The organism is Actinoplanes sp. NPDC048796 (genome assembly GCF_040650035.1).
Lineage (GTDB): Bacteria > Actinomycetota > Actinomycetes > Mycobacteriales > Micromonosporaceae > Actinoplanes.
Window position 1 is genome coordinate 1 of the sequence record NZ_JBEZGO010000028.1, and the last position, 16,510, is coordinate 16,510.

22 protein-coding genes are annotated in these 16,510 nt (G+C 68.3%); 10 read left to right on the top strand and 12 right to left on the bottom strand.

What is annotated here, in order from left to right; all coding sequences use genetic code 11:
• Window positions 1-178: 178 nt before the first annotated feature.
• The 3 genes from AB0C26_RS45350 to AB0C26_RS45360 all read right to left on the bottom strand — a co-directional run bounded on the left by AB0C26_RS45350 (window position 179) and on the right by AB0C26_RS45360 (window position 1,840).
• On the bottom strand, window positions 179-673 hold the full coding sequence (locus AB0C26_RS45350) for a hypothetical protein (RefSeq protein ID WP_360261280.1): 495 nt from the start codon (window positions 671-673) through the stop codon (window positions 179-181).
• 425 nt (window positions 674-1,098) lie between these two features.
• Window positions 1,099-1,314 (bottom strand): winged helix-turn-helix domain-containing protein, encoded by a 216-nt coding sequence (locus AB0C26_RS45355; protein WP_360261283.1) that lies wholly within the window; start codon window positions 1,312-1,314, stop codon window positions 1,099-1,101.
• Window positions 1,315-1,621: 307 nt separating this feature from the next.
• Entirely contained in the window at window positions 1,622-1,840 is a 219-nt protein-coding gene (locus tag AB0C26_RS45360; protein WP_360261286.1) for a hypothetical protein, read from the bottom strand.
• Window positions 1,841-1,985: 145 nt separating this feature from the next.
• Here AB0C26_RS45360 and AB0C26_RS45365 point away from each other — a divergent pair, with 145 nt between their 5' ends.
• The 7 genes from AB0C26_RS45365 to AB0C26_RS45395 all read left to right on the top strand — a co-directional run bounded on the left by AB0C26_RS45365 (window position 1,986) and on the right by AB0C26_RS45395 (window position 6,845).
• A complete protein-coding gene (locus AB0C26_RS45365) occupies window positions 1,986-2,735 on the top strand; it encodes a DUF2637 domain-containing protein (protein ID WP_360261289.1) in 750 nt (249 codons plus the stop codon).
• Between the two features lie 195 nt (window positions 2,736-2,930).
• Window positions 2,931-3,197: a hypothetical protein gene (locus AB0C26_RS45370; RefSeq protein ID WP_360261291.1), complete on the top strand. Its 267-nt coding sequence runs from the start codon at window positions 2,931-2,933 to the stop codon at window positions 3,195-3,197.
• Complete coding sequence (locus AB0C26_RS45375) at window positions 3,194-3,763, top strand: hypothetical protein (protein WP_360261294.1); 570 nt, start codon at window positions 3,194-3,196, stop codon at window positions 3,761-3,763. The genes AB0C26_RS45370 and AB0C26_RS45375 overlap by 4 nt, the downstream gene beginning before the upstream one ends.
• Window positions 3,763-4,302 (top strand): hypothetical protein, encoded by a 540-nt coding sequence (locus AB0C26_RS45380; protein ID WP_360261296.1) that lies wholly within the window; start codon window positions 3,763-3,765, stop codon window positions 4,300-4,302. Before AB0C26_RS45375 ends, AB0C26_RS45380 begins: the two co-directional genes overlap by 1 nt.
• A 71-nt stretch (window positions 4,303-4,373) precedes the next feature.
• The gene (locus AB0C26_RS45385; protein WP_360261298.1) at window positions 4,374-5,552 is read left to right on the top strand and encodes a helix-turn-helix transcriptional regulator; all 1,179 of its coding nucleotides are present in this window, start codon (window positions 4,374-4,376) and stop codon (window positions 5,550-5,552) included.
• Between the two features lie 390 nt (window positions 5,553-5,942).
• Window positions 5,943-6,230: a hypothetical protein gene (locus AB0C26_RS45390; protein WP_360261300.1), complete on the top strand. Its 288-nt coding sequence runs from the start codon at window positions 5,943-5,945 to the stop codon at window positions 6,228-6,230.
• 84 nt (window positions 6,231-6,314) lie between these two features.
• On the top strand, window positions 6,315-6,845 hold the full coding sequence (locus tag AB0C26_RS45395) for a hypothetical protein (protein ID WP_360261303.1): 531 nt from the start codon (window positions 6,315-6,317) through the stop codon (window positions 6,843-6,845).
• Between the two features lie 151 nt (window positions 6,846-6,996).
• On the opposite strand, the gene AB0C26_RS45400 is transcribed toward AB0C26_RS45395, so the two are convergent.
• Window positions 6,997-7,221, bottom strand: a complete 225-nt coding sequence (locus tag AB0C26_RS45400) for a holin (RefSeq protein WP_360261306.1) — start codon at window positions 7,219-7,221, stop codon at window positions 6,997-6,999.
• 38 nt (window positions 7,222-7,259) lie between these two features.
• On the opposite strand from AB0C26_RS45400, the gene AB0C26_RS45405 reads away from it, so the two are divergent.
• From AB0C26_RS45405 to AB0C26_RS45415, 3 genes are all read left to right on the top strand, one after another.
• On the top strand, window positions 7,260-7,577 hold the full coding sequence (locus AB0C26_RS45405; RefSeq protein WP_360261308.1) for a hypothetical protein: 318 nt from the start codon (window positions 7,260-7,262) through the stop codon (window positions 7,575-7,577).
• 31 nt (window positions 7,578-7,608) lie between these two features.
• Window positions 7,609-7,854: a hypothetical protein gene (locus AB0C26_RS45410; protein WP_360261311.1), complete on the top strand. Its 246-nt coding sequence runs from the start codon at window positions 7,609-7,611 to the stop codon at window positions 7,852-7,854.
• A gap of 83 nt (window positions 7,855-7,937) precedes the next feature.
• Window positions 7,938-8,141: a hypothetical protein gene (locus tag AB0C26_RS45415; protein ID WP_360261314.1), complete on the top strand. Its 204-nt coding sequence runs from the start codon at window positions 7,938-7,940 to the stop codon at window positions 8,139-8,141.
• 45 nt (window positions 8,142-8,186) lie between these two features.
• Here the strand turns inward: AB0C26_RS45415 and AB0C26_RS45420 are convergent, their stop codons facing one another.
• The 8 genes from AB0C26_RS45420 to AB0C26_RS45455 all read right to left on the bottom strand — a co-directional run bounded on the left by AB0C26_RS45420 (window position 8,187) and on the right by AB0C26_RS45455 (window position 16,498).
• Window positions 8,187-8,558: a hypothetical protein gene (locus AB0C26_RS45420; RefSeq protein WP_360261316.1), complete on the bottom strand. Its 372-nt coding sequence runs from the start codon at window positions 8,556-8,558 to the stop codon at window positions 8,187-8,189.
• A complete protein-coding gene (locus AB0C26_RS45425; protein WP_360261319.1) occupies window positions 8,555-9,028 on the bottom strand; it encodes a hypothetical protein in 474 nt (157 codons plus the stop codon). The genes AB0C26_RS45420 and AB0C26_RS45425 overlap by 4 nt, the downstream gene beginning before the upstream one ends.
• Complete coding sequence (locus AB0C26_RS45430) at window positions 9,025-9,756, bottom strand: hypothetical protein (RefSeq protein ID WP_360261321.1); 732 nt, start codon at window positions 9,754-9,756, stop codon at window positions 9,025-9,027. Before AB0C26_RS45430 ends, AB0C26_RS45425 begins: the two co-directional genes overlap by 4 nt.
• An 8-nt stretch (window positions 9,757-9,764) precedes the next feature.
• Window positions 9,765-10,220: a hypothetical protein gene (locus AB0C26_RS45435; protein ID WP_360261324.1), complete on the bottom strand. Its 456-nt coding sequence runs from the start codon at window positions 10,218-10,220 to the stop codon at window positions 9,765-9,767.
• A 31-nt stretch (window positions 10,221-10,251) separates the two neighbouring features.
• Window positions 10,252-13,029, bottom strand: a complete 2,778-nt coding sequence (locus AB0C26_RS45440; RefSeq protein ID WP_360261326.1) for a hypothetical protein — start codon at window positions 13,027-13,029, stop codon at window positions 10,252-10,254.
• 2 nt (window positions 13,030-13,031) lie between these two features.
• Entirely contained in the window at window positions 13,032-14,819 is a 1,788-nt protein-coding gene (locus tag AB0C26_RS45445) for a phage tail tape measure protein (RefSeq protein ID WP_360261328.1), read from the bottom strand.
• A gap of 352 nt (window positions 14,820-15,171) precedes the next feature.
• Window positions 15,172-15,735 (bottom strand): hypothetical protein, encoded by a 564-nt coding sequence (locus AB0C26_RS45450; protein ID WP_360261330.1) that lies wholly within the window; start codon window positions 15,733-15,735, stop codon window positions 15,172-15,174.
• Between the two features lies 1 nt (window position 15,736).
• Window positions 15,737-16,498 carry a phage tail tube protein gene (locus tag AB0C26_RS45455; RefSeq protein ID WP_360261332.1) on the bottom strand — a complete coding sequence of 254 codons (762 nt, stop codon included), beginning with the start codon at window positions 16,496-16,498 and terminating at the stop codon, window positions 15,737-15,739.
• Between the last annotated feature and the right edge of the window lie 12 nt (window positions 16,499-16,510).

Consider the following 16,510-nt stretch of genomic DNA (forward strand, 5'->3'; position numbering starts at 1 on the left):
AGGCCCGTTGACCTTGGCATATCGCCTGGTCAACGGGCCTTTTCCTTACCCGAGCCGCCTGTCGGAATCGAACCGACGACCTACGCATTACGAGTCTGTTGGTACTACGTGCACTGTTGTGCGTGACCTGCGTTTTGCCTGTCCACGCACGGCCTTGCACAACAGTGCACTGCACCCTTTAGTGCACCCTTCTCTGGCTACCGGCTGTGACACCGGACAGGGCGCGGGCGATTCGACGTGCTGCGGCTATCGCCTCGGGGTCCAGACCGACCGGAACCTCACCGGTCCCGTAGACCACGTCCCGAAGCTCATCGGCTCCCCACTCGCGGCCCGACCGGCCGAGCGCTTGTCTGGTGGCGGCGGCGCGGAGCTCCGTGCGGGAGTCGAGTGCATTGAGTTGCTTCTGCATGTGGTCGACGGCCTGGGCGACGTCGGCGAGTCCGTCGCAGGTCTCGCATTGTCGCCTCGGGCTGGAGCGGAGCACCACGACGATGGCCATCATTGCGATCCCGACGACGGCGAGGCCTGCGGCAGCGCGGGGGGCGCTGATCGGCTGAAGGTCGACGCCGAAGAGAAGCAAGGTTGCGGCACCGAGTAGAGCGGCAGCCCCGCTGAGGACGACGTAGACCCAGGGACTGCGGGTATGAGGCATGGGTTTCTTCTCTCCGATCACGTACCGAGACGGTGTGGCGGAGGAGACGTGGCTGGCGGACGCCTCCGTGGCATTCGCGCGGCAACGCGAGATGCCCTGGTGTGACCGGCTTCACTCCCGCTAGCCGGTCAGCAGGGTCCTAAGGCCGCAGAGGGTGCGCCGGGTTCGCGTCAGGCGATACAAGATGCATCGCTTCCTCGTCGGTTGCGTTGGCGACGGGTCGACCGGGCCCCAGACGGGTCGTGGCCGTCGTCGGTGAGCAGCTGCCCGTGCTGCATGCGCCGATCCGCATCTGTTCCCCCATGATTCGAACGTGTGTTCGAATAACCTTAGTACCTCGATCAAGCCCTGAACTTGATCGAGTTAGGTTACGAGATCAACACGGAAAGTGAAATATCCTCATTGGACGGTGTTAACGTGTCCGTTTATCGGATCGGCTGTCCGTTTTACTGAGGGAGGTCGTCCACCACGTAGGTCCCGCGCCCCTGCGACGCCACGATCAGCCGGCGCTCATCCAGCCGGACCATCACGCGCTGGATGGTGCTCACCGAGACGGAGTAGAGCGCCGCGAGCTCACGGAGTGAGGGCAGGCGGGAGCCAGGCGGATACTCCCCGTCACGGATGCGTGCGGAGAGGTCATCCGCGACCTGGCGCGATGACATGGGTACGGGCACGGTGCTATGGACTCCCTGGCTGGCCCAGGGATTCGATCACGACGCATCTGGGGTCATCAAGCACACAGTGCGCATAGGTCACACAGTGCACACCGGTCACACTGTGCACTATGTGACCTATGCTGGCCGCGGAGCGATCGCCCTGGCTGGCGTCGGTGGGATCGCTCCGCCCTGCCGCCCAGCAGGGGCCGGAGCGCGCCAGTACGTCCTCCCGCGGCTACACGAGCCGCTCCGGCGCAAAAACACGCGAGCCCCGATCCGGAAACGGTCGGGGCTCATTCGTATGCGGCGACGGCTACGACTGAGGTTCGCCGCGGCGAGTCAGGAGCGCGTCGACCGAGCTGGCCCGCATTCGGCGGTGGCCCCTCACGCCCGGGCGCCGCTCGGCCCGGTACGACTCGATCTCGCCGTCGTCGATCAGCCGGCGGATCGTGCTCTCGCTGTCGGAGTAGCCCGCGGCGCGGAAGCGCGCGATGACGTCGCCGAGGCTGAGCCACGTCGCTTCGTCGGCCACTCGCTTCCTCCTGTCGCATCTGTCAGCTCTGGCTCAGTCTCGCAGAGATCGCGCCGCTGGTGAACAGCGCACTCCCACCGGATCGCTCTTCTTCCAAATCTGTCAGGTCTTGCATATCTGTCAAGGACCGTGCAGCATGGCCGACATGACCCGAGACCAACTCGTGAGGCTGCGCTGGGCCGTCCGCGCATCGCTGATGCTCGGCGTGGTCGTCTCCGTGATCGCCAACGTCCTGCACGCCTTGGACAACCCGATCAGCCAGGCCATCGCGGCATGGCCGCCGGTTGCCCTGCTGCTCACCGTCGAGCTGATCTCACGCGTCCCGGTCCACCGGCCGCTGCTCGCGTTCGCCCGCCTGATCGCCACCACGGTGATCGCCGGCATCGCCGCCTGGGTGTCCTACTGGCACATGGTCGGAGTCGCGGTCCGGTACGGCGAAACCGACGCCAGCCCGTACCTGATCCCGGTCAGCGTCGACGGCATGATCGTCGTCGCGTCCATCTGCCTCATCGAGCTGGGCGGGCGCATCCAGCAACGCGACCATGCGGCGCCGGCGGCCTCACCGGTACGGATCGTGGAACGGATCCAGATCCCCGCACCGCATCTCATGCTCGACCCGATCGTCGTTCCGCTGCCGCCCTCGGAGAAGCCGCGGGCTGAAACGCCGTCGGACGACGTCCCAGCAGGTCAGCGGGCACGCGAGGACTCCCGGACTGCACAGCAGGTTGAGGCGGTGGTCCGTGCCATGCGGGCGTCGTTTCCGGACCGCTCGCAGCGGGAGATCGCGGCCCTCGCTTGTACGTCGCCGTCGAACGTGTCACGCATTCTCGCCGCGAAGCGCAACGCCGGCCGCGAGCCCGGCGCTGAGCGCCAGCGCGAGCGAGTCCCGGCCTGACGCCACCACTCCCACATCCCAGACAAGAGGTAACCCCTGTGCCCGACCGGGCCATTGCCCTGTCCATCTGCGGCGGCGTCTTCCTGCTCCTCGCCGCCGTCATCGCGATCCTCAGCGGCCGCTGACGCACCACCGATGGCCACCCATACGAGCGCCCGCGCACCGCGCGCTGCTCTCTACCCGAGAGGCACGATCATGACGGACGAAGCCCGCCCCGGGCCGAAGCGGTACCGGGTGCGCGCCTACGACAACGACTACGAGGTGCTCGCTGACAAGGTGCATCTGGAGTGGTTGGACCTCGATGCGTATGGCGGCTTTAAGGAGGCACGAACCAGCCTGGAGGCACTGCGGCGCAGCCTCGCCTTCCTCGTCGGCGTCAAGGACGGCGACCTGCCGACCTTTCGATTGGCCGTGCACACCTGGCCTGACGGGCAGTACGTGATGGACTGGGTGGGCCGGTGATCCCGCTTCTCGCCGCGACCCCGCCCGAGCCGGCCACCAAGGCCATCGAGTATGTGATCTCCCCGACCGGCGTTGCCGTCCTGCTGCTACTCGGCCTCGTCGTCGACTACATGTCCGTCGGGCCCGACAGCCTGCGCGACCGCCTGGCGTTCCTGCTCGCGGTGCCGGCCTTCCATGACGGCTTCGACGGATCACCGGCGGACAGGTGGACCGTCCAGCAACTATCGAACCTGATCGGCTACCTGCTCGAGCAGACAGGCGGCGCCCGCATCGCCGGTGCCAGCATCAACACGCTCGTCGGCGCCGGCGTCGGCATCCTGTTCATCTACACGGTTGGCTGCCTACTGCCGGTCAAGGCCTCCAAGAAGCTTGGACGGTTCGCAACGCTCACGTTCCCGAAGACGAGCGTGTTCCGGATCAACTGGCGGCTCTGGGCGTGCGCCTTCCTGCTCGGCGTACTGTGCGACCTCGCCCAGGGCCTGGTCGGCGACCTCACCAACGGCGCGGTGTCCATGCTCGTCGGCATCGTGCAACCGCTCCCTATGACGCTGTTTGGAGCTGCCTGATGATCACAGTTCTCGCCGTTACTGCTGCCGAACCGCGCCGAGGTTGGGGCGGCCCGCTGGCCATCCTGGTCGCCTTCGCGGTCATCGGCATCATGCACCTGATCAAAGTCCGCAACGAGAACCTGAAGACCCCCTCCCCCACTCCACCCAAGCCCCTGCCTCGTGGTGCCAAAACGCAGGTCAGCGTGGTGTCTGACACCGATGACACCGACGCTGGCACCGGCTGGTGGGGGTCGATCGTGGACCTCGGCGACGGACGGCGAGTACGCCGGGTGAAGGCCGTCCTGGCCACGGGCTCGTCCCGACTGCCGGAGGACGACGAGCCGGTCGACGGCGAACTCGTCGAGGACGACATCGACCTGACCCTCGACGAGCCGGCCGAGCCGGATTCCCTCAAGGCATGGGTTGCCCAGAACCTCGGCCGCCTGGGCTACGCCGACCTGGTGCGCGAAGGAATGCGCTTGTGGCAGGTCAGCGAGCGGACCGTCAAGCGCCGGATCGCCGACGAGCGGCAAGCCCGCAAGGACAGCTCGCGCTAGCCTCGGAGGCAACGGGTGGCCGGAGTAGCGGCCGGCCACCCCGCCCTGACCGCTACCAGGGGAGCACCATCGTGACCGACGAACACATCGGAGCCAGGGTCCGCCTATGGCGACGCCGACGCGGCCTTTCCCAGGTCGCAGTCGCAGGCCTCGCAGGACTCAGCCAGGGCTACCTCAGCCAGATCGAAAAGGGCATCCGCGGCGTCGAACGGCGCAGCACTCTCGTCGCGCTCGCCGGCGCCCTGGACGTCTCCGTCGCCGACCTCCTTGGGCAAAGCGGCGACCCGACCGACCCGCTCCGGATCAAAGCCTCGCAGGCAGTCTCGTCCATCCGGCTCGCCATGGTCCAGCTGGAGGCCGACGCCCTCGACCCACCAACCCGCGGGCCCGACGAGATGGCCGCCGCGGTGGAGCAGGCCATGGGGCTGCGCCAGTCCAGCGACTACCTGACGTTGGCGCCACAGCTGCCGAGCCTGCTGCTCGACGCGGCCAACTACCCAGGCACCGATGCGCTCGTACGAATCGCCTACGAGACGTCGGTGGCGTTGCGGAACCTCGGCTACCGGGACCTCTCGTGGCCGGCTGCGCGGATCGCGGTGAACGCCTCCCGCGAGCTCGCCGATCCGGCCTGGATGGGGGCGGCCGACTTCATCTTTACGTTGAGCCTGCCGATGGAGGCTGCGCAGGTGTCGCGCAGCGTCGGGGAGAAGAGCCTGTCGCAGTTGCAGGCTGCGGCGGCCGATCCGCAGGCCCGGCAGATGCTTGGGCAGGTGCACCTGTCGGCGGCGTTGTCGAGCGCGGTGGCCCGGCAGGAGCAGAACGCGGCCGCGCACCTGGCCGAGGCGGAGCGGGAGGCCGCGACGCTCGGCGACCCGGACGGTCCCGGGTTCAACCTGTCGTTCTTCGGCCCGACGAACATCCACCTGTGGAAGATGGCGATCTTCACCGAGCTGGGCGAGTACGGGAAGGTCTTGGAGATGTCGCGCCAGGTTTCCGTGGCGGGCATCCCGGTGGCGAACCGGCGGCAGAGCTTCCACATGAGCGTGGGGCGCTCACTGGCGCATTCCGGCACGCGAGATAAAGAAGCGCTCGTGGAGCTGGCGAAGGCGGAGCGGGCAGCGCCGGCGCCGTTCCGGTTGAACCCGATAACGCGGGATGTCGTCTCTACGATGATCACGCGCGCTCAGCAGCGGGCCGTCGCCGAGGATCTGGCCGCGATGGCAAACCGGCTCGGCATCAGCCCGGTATAGCACTGAGCTATAACACTGTCTGTGATCCGCATCTAACGTCCCGTGGCAGAGGCGGCGGCCGGCCCATCCCTGGGCTGGCGCGCTGGACATGGGCACCCCAACGGCCGCCGCCTCCCCCCTGACGGATCAGGACGCGGAGGCGGACCAGCATGGGAAGGCACGGGAGAGCAGGCGACCACACACCCCGACGGCTGCGGTTCAGGCCCTGGGCCCGGAAGTGCAGCTGCGGCAACCAGCTGCCCTGCGTTGTCGCCGCAACGATCGAACGCCAGCAGTACTTCCAGCCGCCGGCCGCGCCATCCTGGTACACCGAGCCGACCGCCCTGCACCGACCCCTGATGACCCCGGGCCAGGCGCACCGCACGCGCCACAACGAGCGGCGGTGACACAATGCTGCCTCGCGCCGGCGACATACTTCACGTGGGCAAGGCGGCCAGCGTGCAGTTCGCCGCGCCGATCCTCTTCCGCGTCATCCGCGTACTGATCACGGATACCTACCAGGGTTGGATCTGGCTCGACGGCTACGAGTTGAACCCACAGGGCGACGCGGTCGAACGACGGTCCATCTTCGTTCAGCTCGCCGGGCTGCGTGCCATCGCCAAGGCGCCCGACCCCCGGGCGCGAAACGGCCGGCAAGTCGGCCTAAGCAGCGGCCCCATACAGCGGAGCAAGAGGTGACGGCCCCGACGGAACGGGAGCGCGGCCCGCCGCAGATAGACTCCCCAGCGACTCTGGCCAGGCCAAACAGATCGGGAGCACAGCATGCAGCTCGCCCAGGTCCTCGACGTCATCGCGGCGGCGCTGGACGCCAGCGGCCACCCGGACATCGCCGAAGTCCGGCGCTATGGACAGGGCACCGAGCAGTCTCCCGGCGGCGTGGCCGTGCGCTGGCAGTACGGGAACGGGGCCTCCTCCTATCTGGCCGACTCGCGCCTGAAGGTGGAATCGGTCCTGCCGACGCCGGCCCGTATCCCGGCGCCCCAGGAGAAGCTTTCGCGGCTGCCCGTCTTCGTTGTGCAGCTGCTCGACGTGGCGCAACCCACGGACGTCATTCGTTCGTGGGAGCTGGTCGCCCTGGCCGATATCGGCCCTAAGGGCCAGAGCGGCACCGTGCCTGCTGGCGTACGCCTCGTAGGCGCCGACGGCAAGGCCATCGTGCTCCACGCGACCTACGGCTCCGGGCAGATCAAGGAGCCCGAGATTGACCCGCACCCCGAGTACCAAATCCCCTCGGAGGTCACGTCATGGAAGAAGCACCTCAGAGTCAATGCTCCCAGTGCGGCGCAAAGGTAGGCGTGCCGCCGGGTAGCGCCTGCCCGCCGCATCAGGCGGCTGGCGACCGGTCGCGATGCCCCGGCTCAGGTCAGCCGACCATGTAACGCATAAAGCCGCCCCGCGACCACCAGGGTCGCGGGGCGGCTTTATGTCGACGGCCAGACTGTGGTCAGCCCTCGTCGACGATGCTGGGGCTGTGCGGCTCCCCGACCGGCAGGGAAACGATCGACGTCAGAAGGGACGCCAGGGTGGCCAGCGCTGCCACGGAGACGACGTTGCCCCAGTCGACGTCGACGATGCCGAGGCCGTCGCCGGTCAGCAGCGCGAGCGCGGCCTGGGCGAACGTCTTGACCGCGCGCTCGAGCGCGCTCTTCCAGAACTTGGTGGTGAACACGGTTCCTCCATGGTTTCGAACGGTTGTACGGTCAGGTCATGAGCGACCTGCCAAGCAGCGCGACGCGGATGGCCGTCGCCGAGGTGAGTGGGCACGTCGTCCGGCTGGCGTACGGCAACCTCAGCGGGATGCCGTTCCCGCGCAAGATCGAGTCGTTGTGGCAGATCAGCCAGGATCCGGCAGTCTTCGGGCACGTCCTGGGGCCGTACCTTGCGGAGGATCCGCCGACTGCCGGCGGCGCTGCTGTGGCCGAGCTGCTGCGGGCGGCCGGCGCCGACGAGACGGTCGCTGCGGCGAACGCGGAGTGGCAGCGCGGGCGCCGCGAGCGGGAACGGCGCGGCGGACCTCGGGGCTGACAGTACCAACACCCTAGGGTAATCTCATGGCATGACTGATGTGACCGAGCTAGCCGGTAAGATCGCCGCCCTGCCGCATCTGCCGCTGGCCGATCGCGCCCGCCAGGCGCGCGATCTGATCGACCTGGCAAAGACCGCCCTGTCTCAGGTGGGCGATCAGGCCACGGCGGAACTAGCTGGTGAGGTCGGGTACAAGGCGGCGGCAGGCGCCCTGGGCGTGTCGGAGGCGACGATCAACAAGGCGGTCACGCGCCACCGCTCACGCTCTAAAGCCTAATTCCAATACCGTAGGGTGTTGACACCCCTCTTTCTAATACCCTAGAGTATTACTTACAGGGCAGGCGAGAGAGGGGCCAAGAGATGTACGAGCTGATCGAGATCGATCCGCAGACCGGCGACGCGGACCAGCTGCTCGGGACCGGGACCATGCGCCAGATGGAGCGGCAGATGCAGACCCTGATCGCCGACATGGACGCCGAGTGGGGCGAGCTGGACGTCGACCGCTACGGGGTGGTCTGGTCGGCGCTGCGGATCCAGCCGGCAGGCACAGCGACCTGGAACTGAAGGGAAGGGCTTCGGCCCTTCCCTTTTCGCCTGACTTGATACGTTTCATTCCATCGCTTTGGACGTGGCCACCGGCTCGGCCCGCACCATCTCCCGCAGCTCCTCCCGGCTCACGTGCGGCGACAGCACGGCCGCCCGCCAACGGCGCAACAGCGTCATTACCTCCGCCAGCGACGTACGCAGCTCGAACATCTCCTCCCGCGCCTGCCGGGTCTCCTCGCGAGCCTCCTTGGCCTCCGCAGTCACCTCGCGCACGCGCGCCTGGAGCGGCTCGACCAAAGTCAACGCGGTGTCGGTGATGACGTCAGCCGCCTCCGCCCTCAACTTCCGCCGGCCAAGCACGCTGGCGACCAGGGCGCCAAGCCCGCCGAGACCACCGATCGCGCCGATGATCGTGGTGATGTCCTGGACGGTCAACGTTCCTCCACGAGCAGGGGCACGGCCTCGACCTGGCCGCGGGCCTCGGCGGCGAACGCGCGGTACAGGTCTCGGCCGATCTGGCCGAACCGGGACCAGGACGCAACGGCTACGGCCGCAACAAACGAGCCGGCCACGAGCGCTTGGGCGCCTGAGGTGGCGAATAGCGCCACCGCATACATGCTCGTGGCTGCGCCGAGCAGGACGACGCCGGCGGCCTCGGTGCCCAGCTGGGCGACGAGCCGGCCCGGCCACCACACACCGACCAGACCGATGACTCCACCGGCGATGAGGAGGATCTGCCAAAGCACCTCGACCGCGCCGGGCATGGCCGCGGCGGCCGATCGGGGTGAGGTGTCTGTGAGGATGAGCGCGGTTCCGCAGACGGCAGCCGCGGCGAGCGTGGCGACCTCGAAGGGGTGGCGGCCCCCAACGATGCGGACGGGACGCAACCGCGGCTGCGAGCTCACGACTTGGTCGGCGTGCTGATCGCCGCGATCTGCTTCTGAAGGGCGGCGACCTGCTTTGAGAGCTGGTCGACGGCGTCCGTGATGATCTTTTCCCCGAACTGCTGGGCGGCGCCGGCCGTGACCACCGTCGTCTGTCCCGGCTCGGGGTCGGGGCGAGTGAACTTGGTGGCCCAGACCTGCTTGGCAGAGTCGCTGGGGACCTGCTCGATTTCGGTCTTCAGCTTGTTGATCTCGCTGGAGATCCAGGACTTGTCGGCGGAAGTGAGCGCCACGGGAATGTCCTCCAGGTGCCAGGAAGCCGTCGAGGCTTCGAGGGATGTGGTGTACGACGACGAGAAGTGCGCGTGGTGGTCGTGCGGGTTGGCGCCGCGGTACGGCTGCTCGCGCCAGCCGTTGACGGCCTGCCAGATGCGCCGGTTGAAGATGATGTAGCGCAGCCGCTTCTCGGCGCCGGACCGGCACCGCCGCAGCAGGAACTGCACCACCATCTCCATGGTCAGCCCGGGCTCACGCAGGTCGACGTCGACGTCGATCGCGTGCACCTCGTGGATCTTGTCGGCGTCGTGGATCGGCACGTTGCCGACCTCGTCGTCGTTGTGATCGGACTGCGTCGCCTGGTGCGCGCCGTCGCCGATCGAGCCGTCGCTGTCCTTGTCGCGGTTCGGGGCGATCGTGTTGAACTCGGACCGCAGCTTGACCAGGCAAGGAACGAGGATCCAGTCCGGCATGAGCCCTCCTAGAGCTTTTGCAGGGTGAGCCGGGAACCGGCCTTGACGGTGACCGCGTCGGCTGACGAGGTCACCTGGGCGAAGACGAATCGGAAGGTGCCGGCATTGGGGCCGACGACCAGGTCTCCCTGGACCCACATGGATCTCTCCGCGGTGCCAGCGCCGCGGCCGTTGTCGCCGGTGGTCGCCATGCCAACGTCGACGACGTCGGCAACGGTGGTCGACGCGGACGGCGGCCCGTACTCCGACCGTTTGAAAGTGCTGCCTGTCGGATAGGTGTAGTTGGTTCGCAGGTCAGGTGTGTTGCTGGCGGCCGCGTAGCAGATCCACGCCGATACGGCGTAGGTCGCGCCGGCCTCGACCGACAACGCCAACTCGGTGTCGTTTTGCAGGGCCACGGTCGCGGTGACGACCTGGTCGGCCGCCTTGCGGACGGTCCGTAGCGGATCGTCGTCGGCGGTCACAATGTCGCCGCTGGCTACCACGGTGTTCTCCTCACAGCGCGTATCTCGGAACTGGGTAGAGCTGAACCTGGGCGCCGGCGCTGTGGGCGATGGTGAGGCCGTTGACGCCGCGGATCACGGTCGCGGTCTGGGTGTAGGGGCCGCTGCCGACGCGCGGGCCCATCGCGGTCACCGTCATCACCTCGGCGTCGCCGACGAGAATCTGGTACGGCAGAGCGGTGGTCGACCAGCCCTTAGGGCTCGTGAAGGTCAGCGTCAACGACGCCGTCCCGCCGGCGGCCGGCAGCGTGCTGGCCGCCGTGGTCTTGGCCGTCCCGTACCGGGAGGAGCCGTACACGGCGACGTCCCAGGCGCGGGCCGGCGACCCGGAGAAGTCGATCGTCCAGAAGCGGGGTCCGATCGTTTCGATCATGCCCTCGGCCAGCTGGTCGATCGGCCATGGCGGCATCCAGGCCGGGAGGCTGCTGATCGTCAGCCGTTCCATGATGTCGAGCCGGGTGGCCGCCGAGGCCAGGGCCGGCTTCCCGTACCGGGCGAGTTTGTCGACGTTCACCGTGATCTGCGGGTAGCTCGCCTCGCCGAAGGTGCCCAGATGCAGCAGCCACGACGCGATGTTGGGCAGCAGCGAGTCGTCGGCGACGTCGACCCGGTACTCGCGCGGCTTTCGGCCGACCCCGCCCTGGCTCGGGGGCAGCACGGAGAGCCGTCCGGTTTCCCGTACGGCCCGGGCGGTGGATCCCTGCTCGCTGTTGACCGTGACGTCGTTGACGATGTCGGCGGCGTCCGGGTCAGGGTCGAAGGCCGGGCTCTCGCCGACCTGCCCGTACGTGAGCGCCAGCCGCGGCGACTGCACGTAGAGGCTGCGCCGGGTCCGGTACACCAGCGCCAGCTCGTCGCGGGCCTCGTACAGCGCGCCCATGTCGGTGTCGGCCGCTGCGCGCAGCAGCGCCATCTGTGTGCCCGAGCGCTGCGGCCCGGCCGGCATCGTCTTATCCGGGTCGCCGATCGTGCGCAAGGTGATACCGAACTCCCGGCAGAGCCGCTCGAGGCGGCGCCCACACGGCTCGCCGATGTTGCCGACCAAGGCCCGATCGAGGCCTGCGGCAAGCGCGGTGGTCCGACCGACCATTTGGTGACCGACGGCCACACCGGCGAGGGTGGCGCCGATGATCAGCGCGTTCGCCCGGCTGACGGTGGCGGTGGCGAAGGTTCCGTTCGCGCCGCCTTCCACGATCGTTAGGTCCTTCCTGATGACCCTTGCGAACATCGCCCAGTTGACGGAGCTGCCGGACTGCACGACGTGGAAGCCGCACATGGCCCGTTGCCCGTTGAGGCCGAAGCCGAATGGGCCGCTGTCGGCCAGCACCGTGCCGTCGCTGTCGATGCCCTGCAACTTCATGCTGCCGCCGGTGCCGTAGCGCAGCACCCACCGGCGGATCGCGCCGGCCGTCTGTGTGACCTCGGCAAGCCGGGCGTTGTCGGCCAGGCCGGCTGCTGGAATGGCGAACAGGCCACGGTGCGCGATGGTGGCGGCACCGCTGACGGTGTGGGTGGGAATCTGCCCGGTCAGCACCGTGTCGTTCTGGAGTTCGGGCAGCGGGTCGGAGCCGTAGAAGTCGCCGCGGCTGGCCATGCTGATGTCGCCGGTGATCTGCATGGCCGGGCCGCCGATGCCTGAGGCCAGCGTGGTGGCCTGGCTGCCGTCCTCGCCGGGCCAGTAGGCGATCAGGCTGGCCCGGTTAGTCTCGCTCGTCGCCTCGCGGTAAATCGGCGTGCCGACGGGAGTGTCGATACCTTCCAGGTCGGCGATGAGGCCGCGCGCGGAGACCTCGGCCCAGCGTGCCCGGCCTGAGGTACCCCAGCGTGTAGGAAGCCGCTGCACCAGGCCGCAGAAGCGGATGTCACCGGTGTCGAACCGAGCGCCAGCAGCCGGCGTCCAGGTCCGGCCGGCACTGTCGACGATCGTTGCCGTTCCGGGCTGCACTGCGGTGGCGTCGAGGTTGGCGACCACAGTGCCGTCGATGCCGTTGCGCAGCTGGAAGGCGTGGACGCGGCCGGCCGACCAGCGCATGTCGATCGCCGGGACATCTCCCACCGTGAGTGGTGCTGTGCCGGCGTAGACCGATGTCACCCCGGAGCCGCTGACGGAGGCTCCCAATTGTGTCCAGGGCCCGGCCATCGTCGCAGCGGTGTAGAACCGTACGGTCCAGCCGGCCGCGCCGTTGTTGACGTCCAGGACTGCCCTGATACGGGCGCGTGCGGCTGGCTGTGGCAACGCCGCGGTGGACGTCGCGAAGATGCGGTTGCCGATGGTGCCGTCTGGCGACCAGTACAGCATCAGCATCCCGTTCGCTGCGATGCTGAACGCCCAGGACCGCTGGTTGCCTGCCGTTTCGTACTTGCCGGCCACGCCGATTTCGGCGGTGCTGGCCCACGGCGGCCGGGATCCGTACTCGACGTCGAGGTCGGCTCGCAGATCCAGGTCGCCGACGATATCGAGCGTGGCGTGGTCGGGGGTCTCGGCCCAGTTGCCGTCGCTCGCCCCGGTCAGCTTGAGGTAGCCGTCGCTGGCCTTCTCGATCCGGATCGGCGGGTTGGGGCCGAGTCGCCCGAAGTACTCGCCGCGCGGGTTCTGCCAGTTGTACTTTCCCTGGTCGCGTAGCCGCAGTTTCGCCGTTGAGGATTCGAGCGCGGCCGAGCGGTTACGGCGGCCGCGCTCGATCGTGATCAGGTCGCTGGTCAGCGTGTCGCGGGTGACATCGACCCAGTCCGTGCCGACCTGGAGGCGTACGCGGGTGCTGCTGGCCACGCCTACCCCCTTCCGGTGCCGAGCACAGTTTGGACGGAGCCGCCCTTGTCCTTGATCGCGAGGCGCAGAATCTCGAGGAGAAGGCTCGTCAGGCGGTCCCCGGAGCTGCGAAGTTCCAGCACGGTTCGACCAGAGCCGCCGATCATGGCGGCCAACTTCGACAGTGGCGCAACGGCCTCGTCTTCGCGGCCCTCACCGATGACGGCCAGCCGGCCGCCGGGCGTGCGCGGCACGATGCCACCCTTGGCCAGGTACGGGATGTCGGGAGTGCCGATGTTCACGCCGGGGACGCTCATGCCCGCGATGCTGAAGCCGGGGATGCCGAAGCTGAGCCCGTTCCACCTGCCGATCACCCAGTTGATCGCGCTGCGGAAGCCCGATTTCAGGCCGTCCCACATGGACGCGAGCTTGCCCGAAATCTTGCCTGGCATCGATGTCAGCCAGCCAGCGAGCTGGGCAAACTTGGAGACCACCCAGTTCTTCACGGACGTCGCACCAGACTTGATCTTGTCCCAGTTGCGGACGATCGCGAGTACAGCAAGGCCGATCGGGCCGGTCAGGATCGCGAGCAGGAGCGGCCAGTTGGAACGCACCCAGTTGAAGACGGCCGATGCGCCGGCCTTGATCCCGCCCCAGGCCCACGCCCACAGCTGCTGGAACCAGCGTGTTTTCGTCGCGATCAGCACGATGACCGCGATGAGGGCGACGATGCCGAGCACCATCCACGTCAGCGGCGATGCCATCTGGACGATGTTCAGCGCGGTCTGCACGGCGGTCCACACTCGATAGACGCCGATGATCGTGCCGATCACGATGGCGAGCGCGCCCAGGCCGGTGACGAGCGGGCCGATATAGGTGCTGTTCTGCTGGAGCCAGCTGGCCACCGAGGAGATGTACGGCACGGCGGCCGCCAGCTTTTCCACCAGCGCCGATTGTGCCTGCCGCTTGAACGCCTCCAGCTTCTGGGAGGCGCTTTGCTCGAGCGCCTGGCCCATCCGGTCGGCCGCCCCGCCGACCTCGCCCAGGCCCTTGGCCGCGGTGCTGGGGTCGAGCTTGTAGAGCGCGTCGCCCAGGTCCTCGGCCTTGGTACCGAACAGGGCGACCGCCAGCTGCGACCGCTTGACCGGGTCTTCGACGGCGCGGAGCCGGTCGAGGACGGCGTCGAGGCTCTTCGCAGCGGCCGGGCCGCCCTTGCCGAGGTCGCCGACGACCTGGTTGGCGTTGAGGCCCAAATCCTTGAAGGCGGCGATAGTGTTCTTGTTGCCGTCGAGCGCCAGGATGCTGAACTCCTTCAGCGCGTCCGCCACCGTGTCCGCGTCGCGAGCTCCACCCTTCAGCCCCTGGCTGAGCAGGCCGGTCGCCGTCACCCCGTCGATGCCGAGCTTCCTGAACTGGGTCGAATACTCGCTGAAGGTATCGAGCAGGTCGCCGGCATGATCGCCGGTCTGCTGGAAGCCCCGGGTCAAGATGTCGAATGCCTCGTTCGAGTCCTTGGCGAGCCCGTTGCGGATCATCTGGCCGGCCGCCCGGGCGGTGCCGACGACGTCCTGACCGAAGGTGTCCGCGAGCGCCTGAGCCTTGACCGTCAACGCCTCGATTTCGGCGTCGGTGGCGTCGTCCGAGACCAGGCCGGAGGTGAGGACGCCACGGAGTGTCTCGGCGACCGCCTCGGCGCTCTCGCCGAAACCGCGAGCGTAGACGTTGCCCGCGATCTTGCCCATGTCGGCCGCGTAGGCGGCGTCGCCGCCGAGCTGGGCGGTGAGCTTGGCCTTAGCGGCGTCGACGGACAACGCGCCGGTCAGGCCGGCGGCCAGCGCGACGCCGGCCGCCGCCCCGAGAGCCGGGCCGGCCGCGGCGATGCCCCGGCCGAAGCCCTGGAAGTCCTCCTTGGACTTGGCCAGGCCCTTACGGAAGTGGCCGTCGTCGGCCTTCAGGTAGGCGACCAGCTCGCCCAATTTCAGTGCCACCCCTGGTCGCCTTCCTGTTCAGGTGTGAGCGCCCGGCTCAGCCGGGTCTTGGCCGCGAGGAGGCCTTGGATGCGCTGCCGGAGCCAGCGCCACGACTTCTGCTCGAGCAGGCCGGGCCGCTCGACATCGACGCCGTACTCCGAATGCAGGTCAGCGACGATGAGATCCCAGTGGCTCAGGACGTCTGCCCACGTGTGGCCCGCCCCCGACCGCGCCCGGACGACCTGCTCCGGGACTTCGTAGTCCTCGTAGAGGCCGGTGACGGGGTCCCGTTCGCCGATGCCGTATTCGTCCGCCCAGCTGCCCGACGCTCCTGCCGGTTCGCCGGGCGCTGTGCTTCCCCCAGCTGGCCACCCGACCGCCAGTACCGTTCGGCCGCTTCCTCGCCACCGACGATCCAGGCGTACGCCGTGTTCCCGCAGTACTGAATGTGCAGGTGGGAGACGCCGTCGGCCATCATCTCGGCGTACGCCGTGCCCAGGCAGCGCTGCGCCATCGTCTTCGCGTCGACGCCCAGTTCGGGCAGCTCGGCCTCAATCGCCGCGATGACCTCCTGCATCTCCTCCGCCGTACTGGCGGAGTGGATGCGGCCGCCCTGCTCGGCGAGGAGCTGGCACCACAGGCCGAGCTCGGCCGAGGCGAGCGGGACGACGTAGTCCCGCTCGACACCGTCCTTGTCGGGGACCGTGAGTTCCAGCCCGGGATTGAAGTACTCCCCGAGGCTGCCGAGTTTCGCCACGTCAGCTGACCACGAAGTCGTTCGCGGTGCCGCCGGTGACCGACGTGCCGCCCGGGGTGGTGACCGTGACATCCTTCGACCCGGCGGTCAGCGCCGGCTTGGTCGCTACGATCAGACTGTCGTTGATCACGACGAAGTTAGTCGCCGCGGTGCCGCCGAAGGAGACGCCGGTGGCGCCGGCCAGCTTGGCGCCGTAGACGTTGACCAGACCGCCTGCCGCCGTGCCACCCGCAGCCGGAGCCAGGCCAGAGACGATCGGGAGCGGGTCGGCGACGGGGTTGGCGATCGCCACCAGCGGGCCCTGGCCCTGGATGACCAGGGAGACGATGTCGAGGTCGCCGGCGCCCCCGCCGTCCGGCGGGTACGCCTTGACGTACGCCCGGCCCTCTTTGCTGTTGCCGTCGTCGAGACCGTCTTTGTCGTACCAGCGGACGCCGAACTCACCGGCGACGGTGGAGATCAGCTTGGCCGTCTCGAACTTGTCGCGGAGGAAGCGGTGGACCGGGTCGAGGGCGGTGCCAGCGGCGTTCTTCGACACGAAGATCTTGGCCTCGATGCGCCAGGAGTAGCCGGTGACGGTCTCGCGGTACGCACCGTTGTCCTCGTAGGACTCATCGTCCTCGGTCCGCAGCTCCTCGATGAGCTTGACCTCCTGCTTGCCGTTCAACGGCTGGTACTGCACGGCCGGGTAGATGGCCGTGTCGATGTCGATGCGGACGCGCCGGGCAAGGGCGGTCACGCGCGGGCTGGGCGTGGTGGCCATGAGTCCTCCAGA